This is a genomic window from Chromatiales bacterium, assembly GCA_020445605.1.
Taxonomy (GTDB): Bacteria; Pseudomonadota; Gammaproteobacteria; order JAGRGH01; family JAGRGH01; genus JAGRGH01.
In genome coordinates, this window is record JAGRGH010000047.1 from 91571 (window position 1) to 108955 (window position 17385).

Genomic DNA, 17385 nt, shown 5'->3' on the forward strand with positions numbered 1-17385 from the left:
GCGTCTGTCGACGAACCCTGTCCGAGCCGAACTGGCTATCCGCCCGGGATCCGCGGCAACCGCTCGAACGCATCGGCCGCAAGCAGCACGCCGGCCTCGGTCAGGCGCGACAGTGCGACCTCGGGCGTCACGAGATAGCGCAGCACATGCGTGGCCAGCTCGCGATGCTCCGCTGCCTGCGTGAGCGCCGCGAGATCGAGCACGAAGCGCGCGGCGGCAAGGTTCTCATCAAGCTGCGGCGCGGGTGCGACCGGCGTGCCGTTGTCGACCGCCGCGTTCAGCCCACCGCCGTCATGACGAAAGTTGCGGTCGATGAACTGCGCGGCGCGGCTGGCGCGCTTCAGCCATCCGGCATCGCCGGTCGTCCGGTGCAGGGCCAAAAACGCGGCCCCCATCGCCAGCGTGTCACCGAGGTAAGGCCCGGCGGCGTCGAGCCGGTCGTGCCGGAAACCACCACCCCACAGGGGCCGTTCGGCGATGATCCAGCGCGCCGCGCGATCGGCGCGTGCCAGCAGGTTCGGGTCCTTCAGATCGCGCGCCGCATCGGCCAGCGCCTCGATCAGGAGCCCGTTGTGCCGCGCGTAACGGTGCTTGTCGATGCGCGGTACGCCCTGCGCCAGCCGTGCCTCGCGCCCGAGCGCGAAGTACTCGTGGCCCTTGGTGCCCTGGACCAGATCGGCGTCCTGGCTGGTGTAGAACGCGCCGTCCGGAGACGTCAGGAAGTCATCGAGGTAGCGCACCACGTCGTCGACGGCCTGGCGATAGCGCGGTTCGCCGAGTTCGCGCGCGGCCTGGGCGTACAGGCGAATGTAGCCGGCCTGCGAGACGATGATCTTTTCGTAGTGCGGATGCGCCCAGTCGCCGTGCGTGGAGTACTGGTAGACCCCGCCGAAGGCCGGGTCGATCAGCGCAAGCCCGGCGTCCAGCGTGCGGCGCGCGCGGCGTTCGGCCGCCGTATCGCCACGCGCGGCCAGGGTCAGGTCCCACTCGACCGAATCGCGCTCGACGAACTTCTGTCCGCTCCGCAATCCACCGAGATCACCGTCGTGGGTTTCCACATGGCGGCGTTCCAGGCGTTCGCGGGTCAGGCGATCCAGTTGCGCAGACGCGCTCAGGCGCGCCGGCAGCGGGCTAGACCCGGCTTCCGGCGATGGATCGTCCACGACGGCCCGCAGCAGGCGCCCCATGGCGTCCGCGTCGATGTAACCGGCTCGCTTGACGATCTCGGTGCCGTCGGCGGCTAGGATGATCGTCGCCGGCCAGCCCCATTCCCGATAGCGCTCGGCGAGATCGGGGCGCTTGTCGTGGTCGGCCTGCACCGGCACGAAGTGTTGACTGATCAATGCCTGCACGGCCGGGTCCGAATAGGTCTTTGCGTCCATGACGTGGCACCAGTGACACCACACGGCGACCAGGTCGAGCAGCACGAAGCGGCCTTCGCGCCGGGCCTCGGCGAAGGCGGCCGGGTTCCACTCGCGCCAGTCGATTGAGCTGGACGCCCCGGCAGCCGGCTGCAGTGAGGCTGCAAGCAGAAGCATCATCGCGGCGATGGTTTTCATGCGGGCTGCCCCACGCCGGCCGGCGCCAGGCGTTCGCGCAGGATGGCCCGCGCGCGGCTCAGCCGGGTCTTGACCGCATCCACGCTGATGTTCAGTGCCGCGGCGATCTCGGCCAGCGAACAGCCGGTCAGTGCAAAGCGCCACAAAGGCTCGCGGTAGGTCGGCGACAGTCCGGCGATGGCGGCAAGAAGTTCGCCACGCTCGATGGTCGCGGTCGGATCGTCGTCGAGCGGCGGCAGGGCGACGTCGTCGAGCGAAACCAGCGGCTTGCGGCCGGCAAGGTGACGGGCGTGCTCACGCCGCAGGATGGTCCACAACCAGCCGCGTGCGGCACCCGCCTCGCGCAGCGAATCGAAGCAGCGCCAGGCGCGCAGCAGGGTCTCCTGCGCGAGGTCCTCGGCCAGTGTCGCGTCGCCGGTCAGAAACCGCGCGTAGCGCACCAGATGCCCGCGGTGCGCGGCGACCAGTGCCTCGAAGCGCCGCGTCTCATGTTGGCCAGACTCGATCGCGGCCGGCGGCGGCGTGACGCGCGGGCTTGCAGTGGAAACGGTCATGTTCGGCTCCTTTCCTGTGATGGTGTCAGCACGCCGCCTGAACGCGACGCTTGACCCATGTACGCGGGAGCCGCCGCTATGGATGCATGGATTCGGCCGGAAAGCAGAAAAATTTCGACGGTGTGAACACCGTCACATGGCCTTGGATACGGGCTGCGAGAGGAAGCGTTCGAGCGCGGCCCGCTCCATCGGCGGCGCCGTCACGAAGCCCTGCAGCAGATCACAACCGTTGGCCTCCAGCCACTGCGCCTGCCGGACGTTCTCCACCCCCTCGGCGACGAGGCTCAGGCCCAGGCCCTTGCCCAGCCCGATGATGGAGCGGCACAGCGAGCGGTCCTCCGCACTGTCGGGCAGACCGGCCACGAACGAGCGATCGATCTTCAGCTTGCTGACCGGCATGTGCTTGAGCCGCGACAGCGACGAATAGCCCGTGCCGAAATCGTCGATGGCGAGCCCGACCCCGAGTTCGCCAAGACTGCGCAGTTTCGACTCGAGCATCTGGTGCTCGGCGCCGATGAGTTCCTCGGTGATTTCCATCTCGAGGACACAGCGGGCCGAGTCATGGTTGCGCATCTGCGCGCGAACCTCGTCGACGAGTTCCGGCGCCGCCAGCTGTTCGGCCGCGACATTCACCGACACCTTCTGCAGTTCGTAACCGGCATCGAGCAGGTCGTTCAGGTCGGCGACCGCCTGACGCAGGACCCAGCTGCCGAGTTCCGCCAGCCGGCCCATCGAGCGCAGGATGGGCAGAAACGTATCCGGCAGCTGCAGGCCATGACCCGGCCGCCGCCAGCGCACCAGCGCCTCGACCTCGACCGGCTTCCAGGTGTCGGCCCGCACGATCGGCTGATAGAACAGCACGAACTCCTGCCGCCGCAGCGCCGCGCGCAGTTCCTGCTCGAGATGAAACCGCGCCAGCAGCTGCCTGGCCCAGTCCTCGACGAAGAATTCGAGCTGGCTCGGGCCGTTGCGCTTGGCGCGATACATGGCCATCTCAGCAAAACGGAGCAGTTCGTGCGGTTTGTCGCTGTCCTTCGGAAACAGTGCCACGCCCATCGAGGCACTGAGATCGAGGTTCAGGTTCGCGACGTTCACGCCGCGCTGAACACTGCCCATGACGCGCGCCAGCACGGTGCCGAGATGCTCCGGATCATCCACCGCTTCGACCAGCATGGCGAACTCATCACCGTTCAGCCGAAACACCTCGATCCGGTCGCCGACACAACAGCCCTGCAGGCGCCTGCCCACCTGGCGCAGGACCTCGTCGCCAACCGCGTGACCGTGACCGTCGTTGACGTCCTTGAACCGGTCGAGATCGACCCACAGCAGCGCGTGCTCCGGCGCACCCGCGGGCTCGCCGGCCAGCGCATCGAGCCGCTGTTCCAGGACATGCCGGTTCGGCAGGCCGGTCAGATCGTCGTGCAGTGCCAGGAAATCGGCACGCCTGCGCGCGGCCTTCCACGATTCGTGCGCAAGGCTCAGGCTGACCGTCGCGGCCACCGCCGCGGCAAACGACATCTCGGCGATATCCCATTGACGCGGACCGCCCAGATGCTCGAGACAGACGACACCGCGCAGCGCACCGCCCACGAAGATGGGCGTATCGAGCATCGCGCCGATATGCAGTGGTTCGAGATAGCTTTCGACGAACTCCGAGGTGCGCGCATCGGCTCGGGCGTCCTCGGCGTTCACGAGACACTCGCCCCGCAGGGCCGCGAAGTAGCGCGGGAAATCCGCCGCCAGCAGCCGGGTGTGCGGATCGATCACCCCGACTTCGGCCTGGTACAGCGAGTCGCGCATCAGCGCCTCGCCCGCCGCATCCAATCGCCAGGTGCTCGCGCGCGCGACCGGCAGGCGTTCACTGCACAGGCGCATGAGCAGGTTCAGCCGCTGCCCATGCTCGAGGCTGAAGAAATCGTCGGCGTGCGTCACCTCGGCCAGCGACTGGTGCAGCCAGACGAACTTTTCCTGAAGACCCGAATTCATCCAGACACCCCTTTCCGTAGCGACTACCGGGCCATTCCTCGGGTCAGGCGACCCGCTGTTGCCCGAATGGTCACCCCATTACGCCCGATACAGTACCGACAACAGCAGCGGAATGACCATCAGGCTCGCGGCATTGCCCATCAGCACCACGGCGGCGACCCGGCGTGGCTCCTGATTGAAACGCTCGGCGATCAGAAAATTCAACACCGCCGGTGGCAGGGCCGCGAACAGCAGCAGCTGATCGAACGCCTGGCCGTTCAGCCCGGCGATCCAAGCATACGGCAGCGCGATGGCCAGCCCCGCAAGCGGGCACAGCAATGCGCCCGTGAGGCCCATGCGCCATTCCGAAAAATCCACCCCGGTCATGCGTACGCCGAGGGCGACCAGCATCAAGGGAATCGCGACCTGACCGAGCAGATCAATGGCCGAGGCCAGCGGCGGCCAGACCTGAAAATCCGTCAGCGCGACGATCAGGCCGAGCAACGTGGCGACCAGCATCGGCATGCGCAGCAGCACGCCGGGATGCACGCGGCCCTCGAGCATGGCGTTGCCAACGGTGAAGTGCAGGACGTTCTCGACCAGAAACATCACGACCGCGGCCGGCAACGCCGCCTCGCCGAACGCGAACAGCGCCAGCGGCAGGCCCATGTTGCCGGAGTTCGTGAACATCAGCGGCGGCAGAAAGGTCTTCAGCTGCCAGCCGGCATAGCGCGCGACTGGCCAGCCAATGAGCCCGGAGCCGAGCACGATCACGAGCGCACCGAGCGCCAGCGATCCGTATTCGGCGAGCTGGAAGTCCTTGCCGGCGAGCACCGAGAAGATCAGCGCGGGGGTGAACATCTCGAGATTCAGGCGGTTCGCCGCGGCCATGTCCGGCCGGTGCCGCCGCCCATACAGATAGCCCAGCATGACCAGGGCAAAGATCGGAAAGACGACGCTGAGGATCTTCGCGAACATCGCCCCGAACCGTCAGCCGGATCGCACTGCGTTCATGCACCGCTGCGCCGCCCGCAGAGCACCTCGAACGGCGGCTCGATCAGGTGATCACCAAGACCACCATGCGCGAGCGCGAGGCTTTTGATGTCCAGGAACTCGAGCTCGAAGCCCTCGCGATAAAGACTGGCGAGCCACAGCGGCTGCCACACGGCCATCTCGGCCCATTGCGATCCTGCGAACGAATACACCCCGCGCGAACAGTTCGCCTCGTGCGACAGCCAGCTCTGACGCCAGCCCAGCCCGGCGATGAATTCGCGCGTGCGTTCGGTGCAGAACGCATCGCCGGGGATCAGGAACACGAACCGCCCGCCCGGTCCGATCAGCCGGTTCACCACCGCCGCGAGGCGGTGCTGGGCTTCCTCGTCGAGCAGATGATTGTGCAGCCAGGCGGCGGTAACGAGATCGAACGGCACGGCCGACAGTTGCCCGAAAAGGCCCGGCGCCAGCACGTCCGACTCGACAAACGAAAGCTGCTGGTCCGCCTGCTCGCGCGCCTGCCGGATCAGTCCCGGCGATGAATCCACGCCCCGGATCCGCTCGGCAAACGGTCGAAGCTCGCGGGTCAGTTCCCCGCCGCCGCAACCGAGGTCGATCGCGTTCGGAACGGGCCGGCTCGGATGCTGTCGCTCGAGCCCGCTGACGAACGCGGCCCTGACGAGGTCGTAATACGCGGCGGTCGCCGGCTGGCTGTGCTTGAAGGCCCGATAGTCACACCAGTGATCGTCGTTCACGGGTCGGTTCCAGCGGACCCGCTCAGGACGCGCGGGTCAGCCTGGCCTGGAATACGACCGGACCGGTCGGTGCACCGGTCGGCGAGCCGCCGGGCGGCTCCACGCTGACGGCGATCCCCGAGGCCGTCGCCCAGCGGCCGAAACCGGAACCGTCGGCCAGCGTCATGCCCTGCGCCGGCAACAGACCGAGCGAGATCGGCCCGCCGGAATCGGGCAGCAGCCACAGCTCGTAGGCGCGTCCGGCCGGTGGCGCCGCATCGCCGAGCGCGCGGATGCGCACACGGCTGCCCTGTTCGCTGGCCTCGACCAGCCACAGCGGCTTCGCGCCCTCGTCCTGCACGACCGCGACCCAGGCCGGCGGCGCCGCGGGGGGCTCGATGACCGGCGCACGCAGCAGCACGAACACCGCCAGCGCAAGCGCCGCGAACGACGCAAACAGCGCGCCAAACCGCCACCAGCCGAGCCCGGCACCCGCCGGTTCGGAACGGGTCCAGCCCAGACGCCGCTCGATGGCGGACCAGACCGCGGGCGGCGGCACCACCGGTTCGACCTCGCTCGCGAGCGGCGCGAGGCGCTGTTCCCAGTAGCGCACCCGCCGCGAAAGCGTTGGATCGGCCGCGGCGACGCGCTCGAAACGCCGCCGCGCCGCGCCGGCGAGCGTGCCGAGCACGTATTCGCCGGCAAGGCGATCGGCGATCCCGGGGCGGTTGAGGTTCATTCGCCGAGACACTCCCGCAGCCAGTCCAGACCGCGTCGGATCCACGACTTGACCGTACCGAGTGGTTGCGCGAGCCGCTCGCTGAGTTCGCTGTGCGTATAGCCCTCGCAGTAGGCCAGCACGAGGCTGTGGCGCTGGCCGGGCGGCAGCTGGTCCAGACAGTCATCCAGCGCACGCGCCGTCGATTGCGACTCGGCCTGCTGCGCGGGTCCGGGGCCGGCGTCATCGAGCGTATCGATGACATCGTCGGGCAGTGGCGCCTCGCGACCACGGCGACGCACCTCGTCGAGCGCACGGTTGCGCGCGATCGTCGCCAGCCAGGTCGATGCCTGGGCGCGATCGGCGCGGTAGTCGGCTGCGTGCGTCCAGACCCGGATATACACGTCCTGCAAAACCTCTTCGGCGGTGTCGTTACGTCGCAATATACGAACGACCAGCCCGAACAGATGCGCGGAGGTGCGCTGATAGAGCTCCGCGAACGCCGCGCGGTCGCCCAGCGCACAGCGCGCAAGCAGACCGGCCAGTACTTCGGCGTCGCTCACCGCACCCCCACCAGCCGCCGACCGGCGCGATACAGCGGCCGCTCGACGAAGCGGTAATGCGCGACGCTGTACGCCGCGACGGCGAGGAGCAGCAGCCAGAACCAGGCGACACCGGACTCGACCAGCGCCTGCCAGCGCGCGTAGGCGGACCAGACCACGAGTTGCAGGACCACATAGTGCGCAAGGTACAGCGCATAGGAGGCCCCGCCGAGCAGCAGTGCCGCGCGCGGCCACGGCGCGACACCCGCGCGCTCCAGCCACACGCCGCCGGCCAGCAACAGGAGCGACGCGAAACCGAACACCGCGACCCGCTCGACGACGAAGAAACCCTGCGCGATCTTGCCGTCGAACGCGGCAAGGTTGACCTGTCCGGCGAACACCAACCCCGCTACACCGAGGGCCAGCGCCACGCCGCCGGCAATGAGCGGGCGCGCCGGGACGCGCGTCATCGCGAACGCGCAGCCGGCCAGAAATTCGAGAACGTACGGCGAAATCACCATGTTCAGGAGTCGCGGCAGCTTGTAGAGGTTGTCGCCGACATACAGACCGAAAGCATAGTGGCCGACGAGGTTTAGCGCGAGCAGTACCGCAATCAGCCCGATCACCAGACGCCGCCGCAGACCGACCCCGGCCAGCAGCAGGAGCGCGAACATGCAGTAGAAATACAGCTCGTAGGTCAGGGTCCAGGACACCTCGATGACCCGTTCGTGCAGCCCGTGTGGCCAGAGCGTGAAGCTGTCAAAAATACGGATGTCGTTCGCGCGCGGCACGTCAAGCGAAAACACCGCAATCAGCGCGATGATCGCGAACGGCCAGTAGCCCGAGTAGATGCGCGTGAAGCGCCGGCGTACGAACTGCCATGCCGCCGCGCCACCGGCACCGATGTCCTGTGTGGTGCGCCACATGATGTAGCCGGAGATCACGAAGAACACGTCGACGCCGCCGAAGCCGATGGCATCGAGCGGCGCAAGCCACTGTGCCGTGGACGCGGGCGCCAGCGCCCGCAGGTGATAGATCGCGACCAGCGCGGCGGCCCACCAGCGCAGCCACTGGATGTTGCTGATCATCGCGGCGCGACCACCGTACCGAGTCGATCGCGCAGATCGCGCCGGCCGAAGCCGGCGAGCCGCGGTTCGATCCCGCGCGTGAACGCCATGGCCTTGAAGCGTTCGCCCATCTCGCCCGGCAGTGTCAGTGTCTTCATTTCCTGTGCCAGCTTGAGTCGAGCCGTATCGCCGTTCGCCGCCGACATCGCCTGCATGCAGACCTGATCGAGTCCGCTCGCGAGCAGAAAATTCGCCTGTGTCGTATAGCCGGCCAGGTCGAGTCCGTGCGCGAGACCCGCGTTCGCAAGGGTCGTGAATTCGACATCGGCGGTGATGTCGGTGTCACCCATCTCGACGAACGGATCGTCGTGCACGCGATGCCGGCGCTGGCAGCGCAGGGTGCCGCGGCCGCGCTCCGCACGGTAGTAGTCGGCACGATCGGTGCCGTAGTCGACCAGCAGGATCGCACCGGCCTCCAGCGCATCGGAAAGGGTCGCAAGCCATGGCCCGAGCCACAGCGGGATCTCGGTCATATAGCCGTCCGGCCAGTCCGCGGTCCAGGACGCGAGTTCGTCGAGCGCGGCAGCAAGGGGCGCATCCGGCGCCAGCGCATGCCATGCAAAGCCGGCGCCCGCTGCGACCACACCCCATTCGACGAGTACGCCGTCCCTGCGCCCGGCCCGCCGCACCGGCAGCGCATCGGCGACCTCGTTCGCGAAGATCACGCCGCGCACGCGAGGCGGCACGGCGACCCACTCGACGCGTTCCGCCAGCTCGCCGCAACGCTGCGCAACCAGTGCCTGCTGGCGCACGCGCAGTTCCGCGCTCGGCTCGACGATCCAATAGCGCGCACAAGGCGCGCCGATCGCGTCCAGCGCAACGAGGCAATCCGCGGCGAATGCGCCGGAGCCCGCACCGAGTTCCACGATCTCTTCTCCGCCGCTCGCCTCGAGGACTGCGGCCAGGCTTCGCGCCAGCGTCGCGGCAAACAGCCCGCCGAGTTCGGGCGCGGTGACGAAATCACCCTGCGCGCCGAACTTGCGTGCACCGCCCGCGTAGTAGCCGAGGCCCGGTTCGTACAGCGCCAGTTGCATGAAGGCATCGAAGCGCAACGCGCCGCCGGTGTCGGCAATCGCGTTTTGAATGCGCTCGGTCAATGCGCGACTCATGCGGCGGCCCGACGATGGCGATGCAGGCTTGAACTGCACGCGCGCCGCGCTAGCCTTGGTGCGGGCAACGGGCCTTCATACATTCCCACTACCGGAGAACCCCAATGAAACGCAGCCTTACCTTTCTCGGCGCCGGCCTGCTGTCTTTCGGCGCGTATGCAAGCGAGGGCGCGCTTTGCGTGTCGCTGGACGGCAAGCCCCTGCATTGCCAGGCCGGCGACATCATCGTCGTGCGCGGCAACGAAATGCCGGTGGCCTGCGACTTCAACGCGCAGATCGTGGTGGATTCGCGTGGCGAGGACGACGTGGCGTTCATCTGCCGCTATATCGGCGCGCTGCGCCAGGTCCGGTCCAGCCCGCAGGGCGCCGGGACGGGTCAGGGCAATGCGTCGCCGCAGCGCGGCGGCGGAATGAATCCGATGCGGATGATGCCGTTCATGGGCCGCTGACCGGACGGGTCGGCTACTGGCTGGCGGCGACATCCACCGGCCAGAGCACCTGCCCCACATCGTCGAAACCCTCCCAGAGATCCGCGTAGCGCTCGCCGACGACCGGATGCCGGTCCGTGCCGGCAATGTCGGCGAGCGGCTTGAGCACGAATGCGTAACGCAGGATTTCCGGGCGCGGCAGGTGCAGATTGCCGATGTCGATGACCTCGTCACCGTAGGTCAGCAGATCGAGGTCGAGCGTGCGCGCCGCAAACCGCGCGCCGCCGCGCGTGCGGCCGTTGTCGTCTTCGATGCGCGTGAGGATTTCGACGATCGGGGCGGGCTTGAGCGCCGAGTCGATCGCGACTGCGACGTTCAGGAAATCCTCGCCGTCGAAACCCTCAGCCTTGCTGCGGTAGACGGGCGACACCGACCGCACATCGAACTCCTGGCGCAGGGCGCGCAGGGCGGCGTCGATGTGGCGTTCCGGCTCGATGTTGCTGCCGATGCTGATATAGGCGCGCGGCATCGCGGATCTTCAGGTGAGACAACCGCGCGCAATCCTAACACCGGCCGCTTGCACGCCGTCGACGATCGCACCCTTGTCGACCTCGATGACGATGCCAGGGGCGCCGAATTCGCGCTGTAGTTCGGCGGCCAGCCGCTCGGCGAGGGTTTCCAGCAGGCGGTACTCACCTTGGGCAAGAAAGGCGCGCAGGTGCGCGGCGACCGCCGCGTAGTCGATCGTCGCGGCGAGGTCGTCGTCGACCGCGGCCACGGCCGCGTCGATCGCGAGTTCGATACTGAAGTTCAGGGTCTGGGGACGCGCGCGTTCCCAATCGGGCACCCCGACCCGCACCTCGGCCGCGAGCCCGCGCAGAAAGATCAGGTCCACGCGCACCTCTTGACGCAGCACCGGCCACTCAGTGGAATGCCACGATGCTCACGACCGCGATCCTCGTAGTTGCCGCCTATCTCGCCGGTTCCGTTTCCAGCGCAGTGATCGTCAGCCGCATGCTCGGCCTGCCGGACCCACGCACCGTTGGCTCTGGCAACCCGGGGGCGACCAACGTCCTGCGCCATGGCGGCAAGAAGGCCGCCGCGCTGACCCTGGTCGGCGATTTCCTGAAAGGTCTCGTGCCGGTGGTCGTGGCCAGCCTCTTCGGGCTGGACCCCGGCGAGTTGATGCTCGTGGCGCTCGCGGCCTTTTTCGGCCACCTGTACCCGGTGTTTTTCGGGTTCAAGGGCGGCAAGGGCGTCGCGACTGGGCTCGGCGTGCTGCTCGGACTGGACTGGCGCGTGGGGCTCGCCACCATCGCGACCTGGCTCGCAATGGCCGCAGTGTTCCGCATTTCCTCGCTGTCGGCGCTGGTCGCCATGGGACTGGCGCCGTTGTACGTCTGGCTGGCTTGGCGCGATCCGTACGCGGCGGCCGGCGCGGTACTGCTGACCACGGTGCTCTATTGGCGACACCGGTCGAACATCCGCAACCTGCTCGGCGGTCGCGAAGACCGTTTCGACCGCCCCTGAGCAACCCAGACGTTCAGTCGCTGGCATTCAGTTCGTCCATCGGCCAGCGCGCCCGCACCTCGAACGCCAGCGGCTCGCCCGCGCCGGCGGCGAGACGAAGTGCGCCGGCATGGGCGATCATCGCGCCGTTGTCCGTGCAGTATTCGGGCGGCGGAAACGCCACCCGCCGACCCGCCTGACCGAGAATCCGCGTCAATTCCGCGCGCAGGTGCCGGTTCGCACCGACGCCGCCCGACACGATCAGGGTGTCGCGCCCGGCCGCATCGAGCGCGCGCCGGCATTTTTCGACCAGCGTGTCCACGACCGCCGCCTCGAACCCGCGCGCGATGTCCGCACGCGCCTGGTCATCCAGCGCGCCGGCCTCCTCGGTGCGTTCGATTGCGAGCCGCACCTGGGTCTTGAGTCCGGAAAAGCTGAAATCGAGTCCCGGCCGATCCAGCATCGGACGGGAGAATTCGTACACGCCAGTCCGGCCCTGTTCCGCAAGCCGCGCCAGCGCCGGTCCGCCGGGATAGCCGAGCCCGAGCAGCTTCGCGGTCTTGTCGAAGGCCTCGCCCGCGGCATCGTCGATGGTTTCGCCGAGCAGACGGTAGTTTCCGTGCGCGGCAACATCGATCAGTTGTGTATGCCCCCCGGAGACCAGCAGGGCCACGAACGGATAGTGCACGGCATCGGCCCCCATCAGCGGCGCGAGCAGATGGCCCTCCATATGGTGGACCGCCACCGCCGGCACGCCCCAGCCCATGGCCAGCGCGCGGCCAAACGCCGCACCGACCAGCAGCGCCCCGGCAAGCCCCGGCCCGGCCGTGTAGGCGACGGCGTCCGCGCGGTCGATCCCGGCCTCGGCCAGGACCTCGCGCACCAGCGGCGCGAGCTTGCGGATGTGGTCGCGAGAGGCGAGTTCGGGCACGACGCCACCGTACTCGGCGTGCCGCGCAACCTGGCTGTACAGCCGTTCGGCGACGAGCCCGCGCGCCTCGTCCCAGACGGCCACACCGGTTTCGTCGCAGGAGGTTTCGATACCAAGGACCCGCATAGTGCTTTGATTTGGCAGGATACTGGGTTATATTGGTACGTTCACCCGGGTACGTGGGCTTCGGTGAGTCCGGCGCACCCGTTTTTTGTGTCACCGAAATACCAACTAGCGAATCAGTATATGCCTGCAGTCCGGGTACGCGAGAACGAGAGCTTCGATGTTGCCATGCGGCGTTTCAAGCGCGCGGTCGAAAAGGCCGGCACGCTGAACGAGGTCCGCCGGCGCGAGGCCTACGAGAAGCCTGCCGAAGAGCGCAAGCGCAAGTTCGCCGCCGCGGTCAAGCGCAACTTCAAGCGCCTGTTCCGCGAGCAGGCCCGCTTCCAGCGCCAGTACTGATCCTGCCCCGGCCGGCACGCCCGTGCTCGCCGAACGCATCCGCTCCGACCTGACCGCCGCGCTCAAGGCCGGCAACAAGGGTCTGGTTTCAGCGCTGCGGCTCATCACGGCCGAGATCAAGCAGCGCGAGGTCGACACGCGCACGAAGCTGGACGACGCGGCCGTTCTGGCCGTGCTCGACAAGATGGCCAAACAGCGCCGGGAGTCGATCGAGCAGTTTGCCAAGGCCGGCCGCGATGACCTGGTCGCGACCGAACAGGCCGAGCTCGACGCCATTGCCGGTTACATGCCCAAGGCGCTCGGCGAAGACGAAATCACCCGCATGATCGATGCCGCACTGGTCGCGACCGGCGCCGCGGCAATCGCCGACATGGGCAAGGTCATGGCCGAACTCAAGCCGCAGATGGCCGGACGTGCCGACATGTCGGCCGTCAGCCGTATGGTCAAGGCCCGCCTGACCGCCAGTTGAAACCTCCAGGGCAGCGCTTGCGCACGGCTCGACGCCGGCTTCCCTAACAGGTTGTTGAAAAGGCCCATCCCTGGCCTTTTCAACGTCGCAACCGAAAAGCGTGGTTTTCGGTGGCTCACGAAAATCAAACACTTGTGTGTTCGATTTTCGGGCGAGACGTCCCTGTCTCGCGTTATCAGGTGGTTGAAATGAGAGTTTCAACAGCCTGCTAAGCCTCCAACAGGCCTGCTAGGCTTTGCGCCATGGCCGGGCGCATCCCCCAACCCTTCATCGACGATCTGCTGGCACGCGTCGACATCGTCGACGTCGTGGAAACCCGCGTACCGCTGAAAAAGCGCGGCAATGAATACGTGGCCTGCTGCCCGTTCCACGATGAAAAGACCCCGTCGTTCACGGTCAGCCAGACCAAGCAGTTCTATCACTGCTTCGGCTGCGGCGCGCATGGCAGCGCAGTGGGTTTTCTGATGCAGCTCGAGCACCTCGGCTTCGTCGAGGCCATCGAGGAACTCGCGGCACGCGTTGGCATGGAGGTGCCGCGCGAGGCCGGGCAGGGCCCGGACGCCAGCGAGCGCGCACCCATCTATGCCGCACTGGAGGCTGCGGGTCGCTGGTTTACCGAGCAATTGCGGCGCCACCCGACGCGCGAACGCGCCGTGGGTTACCTCAAGCGCCGCGGGGTCACGGGCGAGATCGCCGCCACCTTCGGCCTCGGCTATGCGCCGGAAGGCTGGTCGGGATTGCTCGATGCACTGACCGCCGGCCACGCGGGCGAGCGGTTTCAGCCCGAAACCCTGGCTGCGGCGGGACTGCTGTCCGGCGCCGAAACCGGCCGACGCTACGACCGCTTTCGCGACCGGCTGATCTTTCCGATCCGCGATCCGCGCGGCCGCGTGATCGGCTTTGGTGGGCGGGTGATCGACCAGGGCGAACCGAAATACCTGAACTCGCCCGAGACTCCTGTGTTCCACAAGGGCCGCGAACTCTACGGGCTGCATGAGGCCCGCACGCGCGTGCGTTCGCTAGAACGACTGGTGTTCGTCGAGGGCTACATGGACGTCATCGCGCTGGCCCAGGCCGGCATCGGCGAGTCCGTCGCCACGCTCGGCACGGCCGCCACCAGCGAACATTTCACCCGCGCCTGGCAGATCACCCCGCATCTGGTGCTTTGCTTCGACGGCGATGTCGCAGGGCGGCGCGCCGCCTGGCGCGCCGTGGAAACGGCCCTGCCCCTGATGGCGGACGGCCGCACCCTGCGCGTGCTGCTGCTGCCACCCGAGCACGATCCGGACAGCCTGGTGCGCGCCGAAGGCGTCGACGCGTTCCGCGCCCGGCTCGATGCGGCCGCACCGCTGTCCGGCTTCGTGTTTGACCACCTCGAGACCGAGGCCGCAGAAGCCGCCGGCACCGGCACCATCGAGGCCCGTGCCTGGCTCGCAACCCAGGCCGGCGCGCGGATCGACCGCCTGCCCGCTGGTCCGCTGGCGGACCTGATGCGCGCGGAACTCGCGCAGCGCACCGGGGTCACGGCGCGGACCAGTCCCGGCGCGGCGGAGCGGCCAAGACCGCGGCCGCGCGCGAGCGAGGGCCCGGGCGGCCGGCGCACCCTGGTGCGTCAGGCGATCGAGTGGTTGCTGCACGAGCCGGCGTTCGCTGACGGGTTTGACCCGCCGGACTCCTGGCGAGAATGTGACCTGCCCGGCATCGAGGTGCTGGCGGAACTCCTTGAAATACTTCGCAGGCAACCTACGCTTAGCGTAGGCGCGCTGATCGAGCGCTTTCGTGACCGCCCCATCGGGGCACGCCTCGCGGATCTGGCCGGGCGCCGGCCCGAGGTGACCGACGGTGCGAAGGCCGAGTTCGATGGCGCCCTGGCCGGCATCACAGCGCAGTGCGAACGGCAGGCGCGTGAGCGGGCCATCCGTGCCGGACTGGCCGCGCGTCGGCCGCCCGGTGACGGATAACCAGGCCTGACCGCCCACGCCGACAGCCTCCCGGCTGCGGCAGGCGGCCGGGCCGCCACGGATCGATGGCGCCGTCGCGGCGGTCCGGACTTCCAGCCAACCGGCGAGATTTGCGAAAACCCTCGGGAAAGCCCTGATCAATCCATCCCGGATCGCCAGGGCAGCGAAAACGAAAAAGTGCGATTTTTCGTTTTCGTTCATTTTCAACGGCTTACGGCCGTCGAAAATGGCGGCACTTCCCTGTGCCCCAGTAAACGCTGGCTAGGTCGGCGTTTCCCGAGCCTGCGAACTCGCTCCGGGCCCGCTGGTGAACGTATAATGAGGAGTTTTCCCACGTGCTCAGCGAACGTAACCGTTTCATGTCTAACACCGACAGCCAGCGCTCCCAGATCAAGGCCCTGATCGCAAAGGGCAAGGAACAGGGCTTCCTGACCTACGCCGAGGTCAACGATCACCTGCCGGACGGCATCGTCGACCCCGAGCAGATCGAAGACATCGTCAGCATGATCAACGACATGGGCATCACCGTGCACGAGGAAGTGCCGGATGCCGATTCGTTGCAGATGGGCGACGACATCTCGACCGACGACGACGCCGCCGAGGCCGCCGCCGCCGCACTCGCCGTCGTGGACAGCGAGTTTGGGCGCACCACGGACCCGGTGCGCATGTACATGCGCGAGATGGGTACCGTGGAACTGCTGACCCGCGAAGGCGAACTCGACATCGCCAAGCGCATCGAGCAGGGCCTGATGCAGATGCACGCCGCACTCGGCCAGTACCCGCCCGCCATCGAGACCTTCCTCGAGGCGTGGTCGCGCGTGGCGGCCGGCGAGGCGCGCATGACGGACCTCGTCGTCGGCATCATCGATCCGAACGAGACCGACCCCGTCATCCCGACGCACAACAACAAGGCCGCCGAATCGAGCTCCGATTCGGATGACGATGACGACGATGACGATGACGACGATGATTCCAGCCAGGCCGATACCGGGCCGGATCCGGTGCAGGTCGGCGCGCTCGTCGACGAACTGGCGACGATCCACAAACGCGCCCTGAGGAACCTCAAGCGCTACGGCACCGTCGAGCAGCGTACCCGCAAGGCGCTCAAGGACATGGCGGATGTCTTCATCCAGGTGAAGCTCGTCCAGCCGTTCTTCAACGACCTGGTGTTCTCTATCCGCGACACGACCGACCGCATCCGTCAGCAGGAAGACGCGATCCGCTCTGTCTGCGTGGAAGAATGTGGCATGGCGCGAAAGGATTTCCTGCGCGCGTTCAAGGGCAACGAGACCAACGCGGAGTGGGTCGACCGCCTGATCAAGGCGAAGAAGGGCTTCAGCTCCGGCGTGCGCACGAACGCCGAGGAGATCGAGCGCGCCCAGAATCGCCTGCGCCAGATCGAGTCGGTCACGTCACTGACCATCGGCGACATTCGCGAAATCAGCCGCCTGATGTCCATCGGCGAGGCCAAGGCACGGCGCGCGAAGAAGGAAATGATCGAGGCGAACCTGCGTCTGGTCATTTCCATCGCGAAGAAGTACACCAACCGCGGCCTGCAGTTCCTGGACCTGATCCAGGAGGGCAACATCGGCCTGATGAAGGCCGTCGACAAATTCGAATATCGCCGCGGTTACAAGTTCTCGACCTACGCGACCTGGTGGATTCGTCAGGCGATCACGCGCTCGATTGCGGATCAGGCACGCACGATCCGCATCCCGGTGCACATGATCGAGACCATCAACAAGCTGAATCGCATCTCGCGTCAGTTGCTGCAGAAGATGGGCCGCGAAGCGACGCCCGAAGAGCTGTCCGTACACATGGACATGCCCGAGGACAAGATTCGCAAGGTGCTGAAGATCGCCAAGGAGCCGATCTCCATGGAAACGCCGATCGGCGACGACGAGGATTCGCATCTCGGCGACTTCATTGAGGATCTCGCCGCGCTGCTGCCCGCCGATGCGGCAACCACCGAAGGCCTGCGCGAAGCGACCCAGCAGGTGCTCGCGGGGCTGACCTCGCGCGAAGCCAAGGTGCTTCGCATGCGCTTCGGCATCGACATGAATACCGATCACACGCTGGAAGAGGTCGGGAAGCAGTTCGATGTGACCCGCGAACGCATCCGGCAGATCGAAGCAAAGGCACTGCGCAAACTGCGTCATCCGACGCGATCGGAAAAACTGCGCAGCTTCCTCGAAAGCGAATAGGCAACCCGCCAACGCCGCCTTCGGGCGGCGTTTCCGTTTCTGGTCCACGCGCGTTGGCTCAGCACGCGTGGCGCGTCACGGGCCCGTAGCTCAGTTGGTTAGAGCGTCCGACTCATAATC

General features: G+C 67.3%; 18 protein-coding genes. 6 read left to right on the forward strand and 12 right to left on the reverse strand.

Features of this window, described 5'->3' with window-relative positions:
• Positions 1–35: 35 nt before the first annotated feature.
• The 9 genes from KDG50_10085 to KDG50_10125 all read right to left on the reverse strand — a co-directional run bounded on the left by KDG50_10085 (position 36) and on the right by KDG50_10125 (position 9301).
• Positions 36–1559: a thioredoxin domain-containing protein gene (locus KDG50_10085; protein ID MCB1865769.1), complete on the reverse strand. Its 1524-nt coding sequence runs from the start codon at positions 1557–1559 to the stop codon at positions 36–38.
• The gene (locus tag KDG50_10090; GenBank protein MCB1865770.1) at positions 1556–2113 is read right to left on the reverse strand and encodes a sigma-70 family RNA polymerase sigma factor; all 558 of its coding nucleotides are present in this window, start codon (positions 2111–2113) and stop codon (positions 1556–1558) included. Before KDG50_10090 ends, KDG50_10085 begins: the two co-directional genes overlap by 4 nt.
• A 132-nt stretch (positions 2114–2245) precedes the next feature.
• Positions 2246–4099: a GGDEF domain-containing protein gene (locus tag KDG50_10095; protein MCB1865771.1), complete on the reverse strand. Its 1854-nt coding sequence runs from the start codon at positions 4097–4099 to the stop codon at positions 2246–2248.
• A 78-nt stretch (positions 4100–4177) separates the two neighbouring features.
• A complete protein-coding gene (locus KDG50_10100; GenBank protein MCB1865772.1) occupies positions 4178–5056 on the reverse strand; it encodes an AEC family transporter in 879 nt (292 codons plus the stop codon).
• Positions 5057–5088: 32 nt separating this feature from the next.
• Positions 5089–5826: a class I SAM-dependent methyltransferase gene (locus KDG50_10105; protein MCB1865773.1), complete on the reverse strand. Its 738-nt coding sequence runs from the start codon at positions 5824–5826 to the stop codon at positions 5089–5091.
• A 22-nt stretch (positions 5827–5848) separates the two neighbouring features.
• Positions 5849–6544: an anti-sigma factor gene (locus KDG50_10110; protein MCB1865774.1), complete on the reverse strand. Its 696-nt coding sequence runs from the start codon at positions 6542–6544 to the stop codon at positions 5849–5851.
• A complete protein-coding gene (locus tag KDG50_10115; GenBank protein ID MCB1865775.1) occupies positions 6541–7086 on the reverse strand; it encodes a sigma-70 family RNA polymerase sigma factor in 546 nt (181 codons plus the stop codon). The genes KDG50_10110 and KDG50_10115 overlap by 4 nt, the downstream gene beginning before the upstream one ends.
• Complete coding sequence (locus tag KDG50_10120) at positions 7083–8153, reverse strand: acyltransferase (protein MCB1865776.1); 1071 nt, start codon at positions 8151–8153, stop codon at positions 7083–7085. Before KDG50_10120 ends, KDG50_10115 begins: the two co-directional genes overlap by 4 nt.
• Positions 8150–9301, reverse strand: coding sequence for an SAM-dependent methyltransferase (locus tag KDG50_10125; protein ID MCB1865777.1), 1152 nt, complete (start codon positions 9299–9301; stop codon positions 8150–8152). Before KDG50_10125 ends, KDG50_10120 begins: the two co-directional genes overlap by 4 nt.
• Positions 9302–9405: 104 nt before the next feature.
• Here KDG50_10125 and KDG50_10130 point away from each other — a divergent pair, with 104 nt between their 5' ends.
• Complete coding sequence (locus KDG50_10130; protein MCB1865778.1) at positions 9406–9750, forward strand: hypothetical protein; 345 nt, start codon at positions 9406–9408, stop codon at positions 9748–9750.
• A gap of 13 nt (positions 9751–9763) precedes the next feature.
• On the opposite strand, the gene folK is transcribed toward KDG50_10130, so the two are convergent.
• A complete protein-coding gene (gene folK, locus KDG50_10135) occupies positions 9764–10258 on the reverse strand; it encodes a 2-amino-4-hydroxy-6-hydroxymethyldihydropteridine diphosphokinase (GenBank protein MCB1865779.1) in 495 nt (164 codons plus the stop codon).
• Between the two features lie 9 nt (positions 10259–10267).
• Complete coding sequence (locus tag KDG50_10140) at positions 10268–10645, reverse strand: dihydroneopterin aldolase (protein MCB1865780.1); 378 nt, start codon at positions 10643–10645, stop codon at positions 10268–10270.
• A gap of 23 nt (positions 10646–10668) precedes the next feature.
• Here KDG50_10140 and plsY point away from each other — a divergent pair, with 23 nt between their 5' ends.
• Positions 10669–11259 carry a glycerol-3-phosphate 1-O-acyltransferase PlsY gene (plsY, locus tag KDG50_10145; GenBank protein ID MCB1865781.1) on the forward strand — a complete coding sequence of 197 codons (591 nt, stop codon included), beginning with the start codon at positions 10669–10671 and terminating at the stop codon, positions 11257–11259.
• Positions 11260–11272: 13 nt separating this feature from the next.
• On the opposite strand, the gene tsaD is transcribed toward plsY, so the two are convergent.
• Entirely contained in the window at positions 11273–12295 is a 1023-nt protein-coding gene (tsaD, locus tag KDG50_10150) for a tRNA (adenosine(37)-N6)-threonylcarbamoyltransferase complex transferase subunit TsaD (protein ID MCB1865782.1), read from the reverse strand.
• Positions 12296–12415: 120 nt separating this feature from the next.
• Between tsaD and rpsU the strand changes: the two genes are divergently transcribed.
• The 4 genes from rpsU to rpoD all read left to right on the forward strand — a co-directional run bounded on the left by rpsU (position 12416) and on the right by rpoD (position 17265).
• Positions 12416–12631, forward strand: coding sequence for a 30S ribosomal protein S21 (gene rpsU, locus KDG50_10155; GenBank protein ID MCB1865783.1), 216 nt, complete (start codon positions 12416–12418; stop codon positions 12629–12631).
• Between the two features lie 22 nt (positions 12632–12653).
• Positions 12654–13100 (forward strand): GatB/YqeY domain-containing protein, encoded by a 447-nt coding sequence (locus tag KDG50_10160; protein MCB1865784.1) that lies wholly within the window; start codon positions 12654–12656, stop codon positions 13098–13100.
• Positions 13101–13342: 242 nt separating this feature from the next.
• On the forward strand, positions 13343–15061 hold the full coding sequence (locus KDG50_10165) for a DNA primase (GenBank protein MCB1865785.1): 1719 nt from the start codon (positions 13343–13345) through the stop codon (positions 15059–15061).
• Positions 15062–15420: 359 nt separating this feature from the next.
• Entirely contained in the window at positions 15421–17265 is a 1845-nt protein-coding gene (gene rpoD / locus KDG50_10170; protein MCB1865786.1) for an RNA polymerase sigma factor RpoD, read from the forward strand.
• Positions 17266–17385: the final 120 nt, after the last annotated feature.

Excerpts from the sequence above, each read along its gene's own strand:
- plsY (MCB1865781.1), top strand. The coding sequence starts at position 10,669 with ATGCTCACGACCGCGATCCTCGTAGTTGCCGCCTATCTCGCCGGTTCC.
- KDG50_10095 (MCB1865771.1), bottom strand. The coding sequence starts at position 4,099 with ATGAATTCGGGTCTTCAGGAAAAGTTCGTCTGGCTGCACCAGTCGCTG.
- KDG50_10090 (MCB1865770.1), bottom strand. The coding sequence starts at position 2,113 with ATGACCGTTTCCACTGCAAGCCCGCGCGTCACGCCGCCGCCGGCCGCG.
- KDG50_10165 (MCB1865785.1), top strand. The coding sequence starts at position 13,343 with ATGGCCGGGCGCATCCCCCAACCCTTCATCGACGATCTGCTGGCACGC.
- KDG50_10125 (MCB1865777.1), bottom strand. The coding sequence starts at position 9,301 with ATGAGTCGCGCATTGACCGAGCGCATTCAAAACGCGATTGCCGACACC.
- rpoD (MCB1865786.1), top strand. The coding sequence starts at position 15,421 with ATGTCTAACACCGACAGCCAGCGCTCCCAGATCAAGGCCCTGATCGCA.
- KDG50_10085 (MCB1865769.1), bottom strand. The coding sequence starts at position 1,559 with ATGAAAACCATCGCCGCGATGATGCTTCTGCTTGCAGCCTCACTGCAG.
- KDG50_10120 (MCB1865776.1), bottom strand. The coding sequence starts at position 8,153 with ATGATCAGCAACATCCAGTGGCTGCGCTGGTGGGCCGCCGCGCTGGTC.
- KDG50_10110 (MCB1865774.1), bottom strand. The coding sequence starts at position 6,544 with ATGAACCTCAACCGCCCCGGGATCGCCGATCGCCTTGCCGGCGAATAC.
- rpsU (MCB1865783.1), top strand. The coding sequence starts at position 12,416 with ATGCCTGCAGTCCGGGTACGCGAGAACGAGAGCTTCGATGTTGCCATG.
- KDG50_10100 (MCB1865772.1), bottom strand. The coding sequence starts at position 5,056 with ATGTTCGCGAAGATCCTCAGCGTCGTCTTTCCGATCTTTGCCCTGGTC.
- folK (MCB1865779.1), bottom strand. The coding sequence starts at position 10,258 with ATGCCGCGCGCCTATATCAGCATCGGCAGCAACATCGAGCCGGAACGC.
- tsaD (MCB1865782.1), bottom strand. The coding sequence starts at position 12,295 with ATGCGGGTCCTTGGTATCGAAACCTCCTGCGACGAAACCGGTGTGGCC.
- KDG50_10130 (MCB1865778.1), top strand. The coding sequence starts at position 9,406 with ATGAAACGCAGCCTTACCTTTCTCGGCGCCGGCCTGCTGTCTTTCGGC.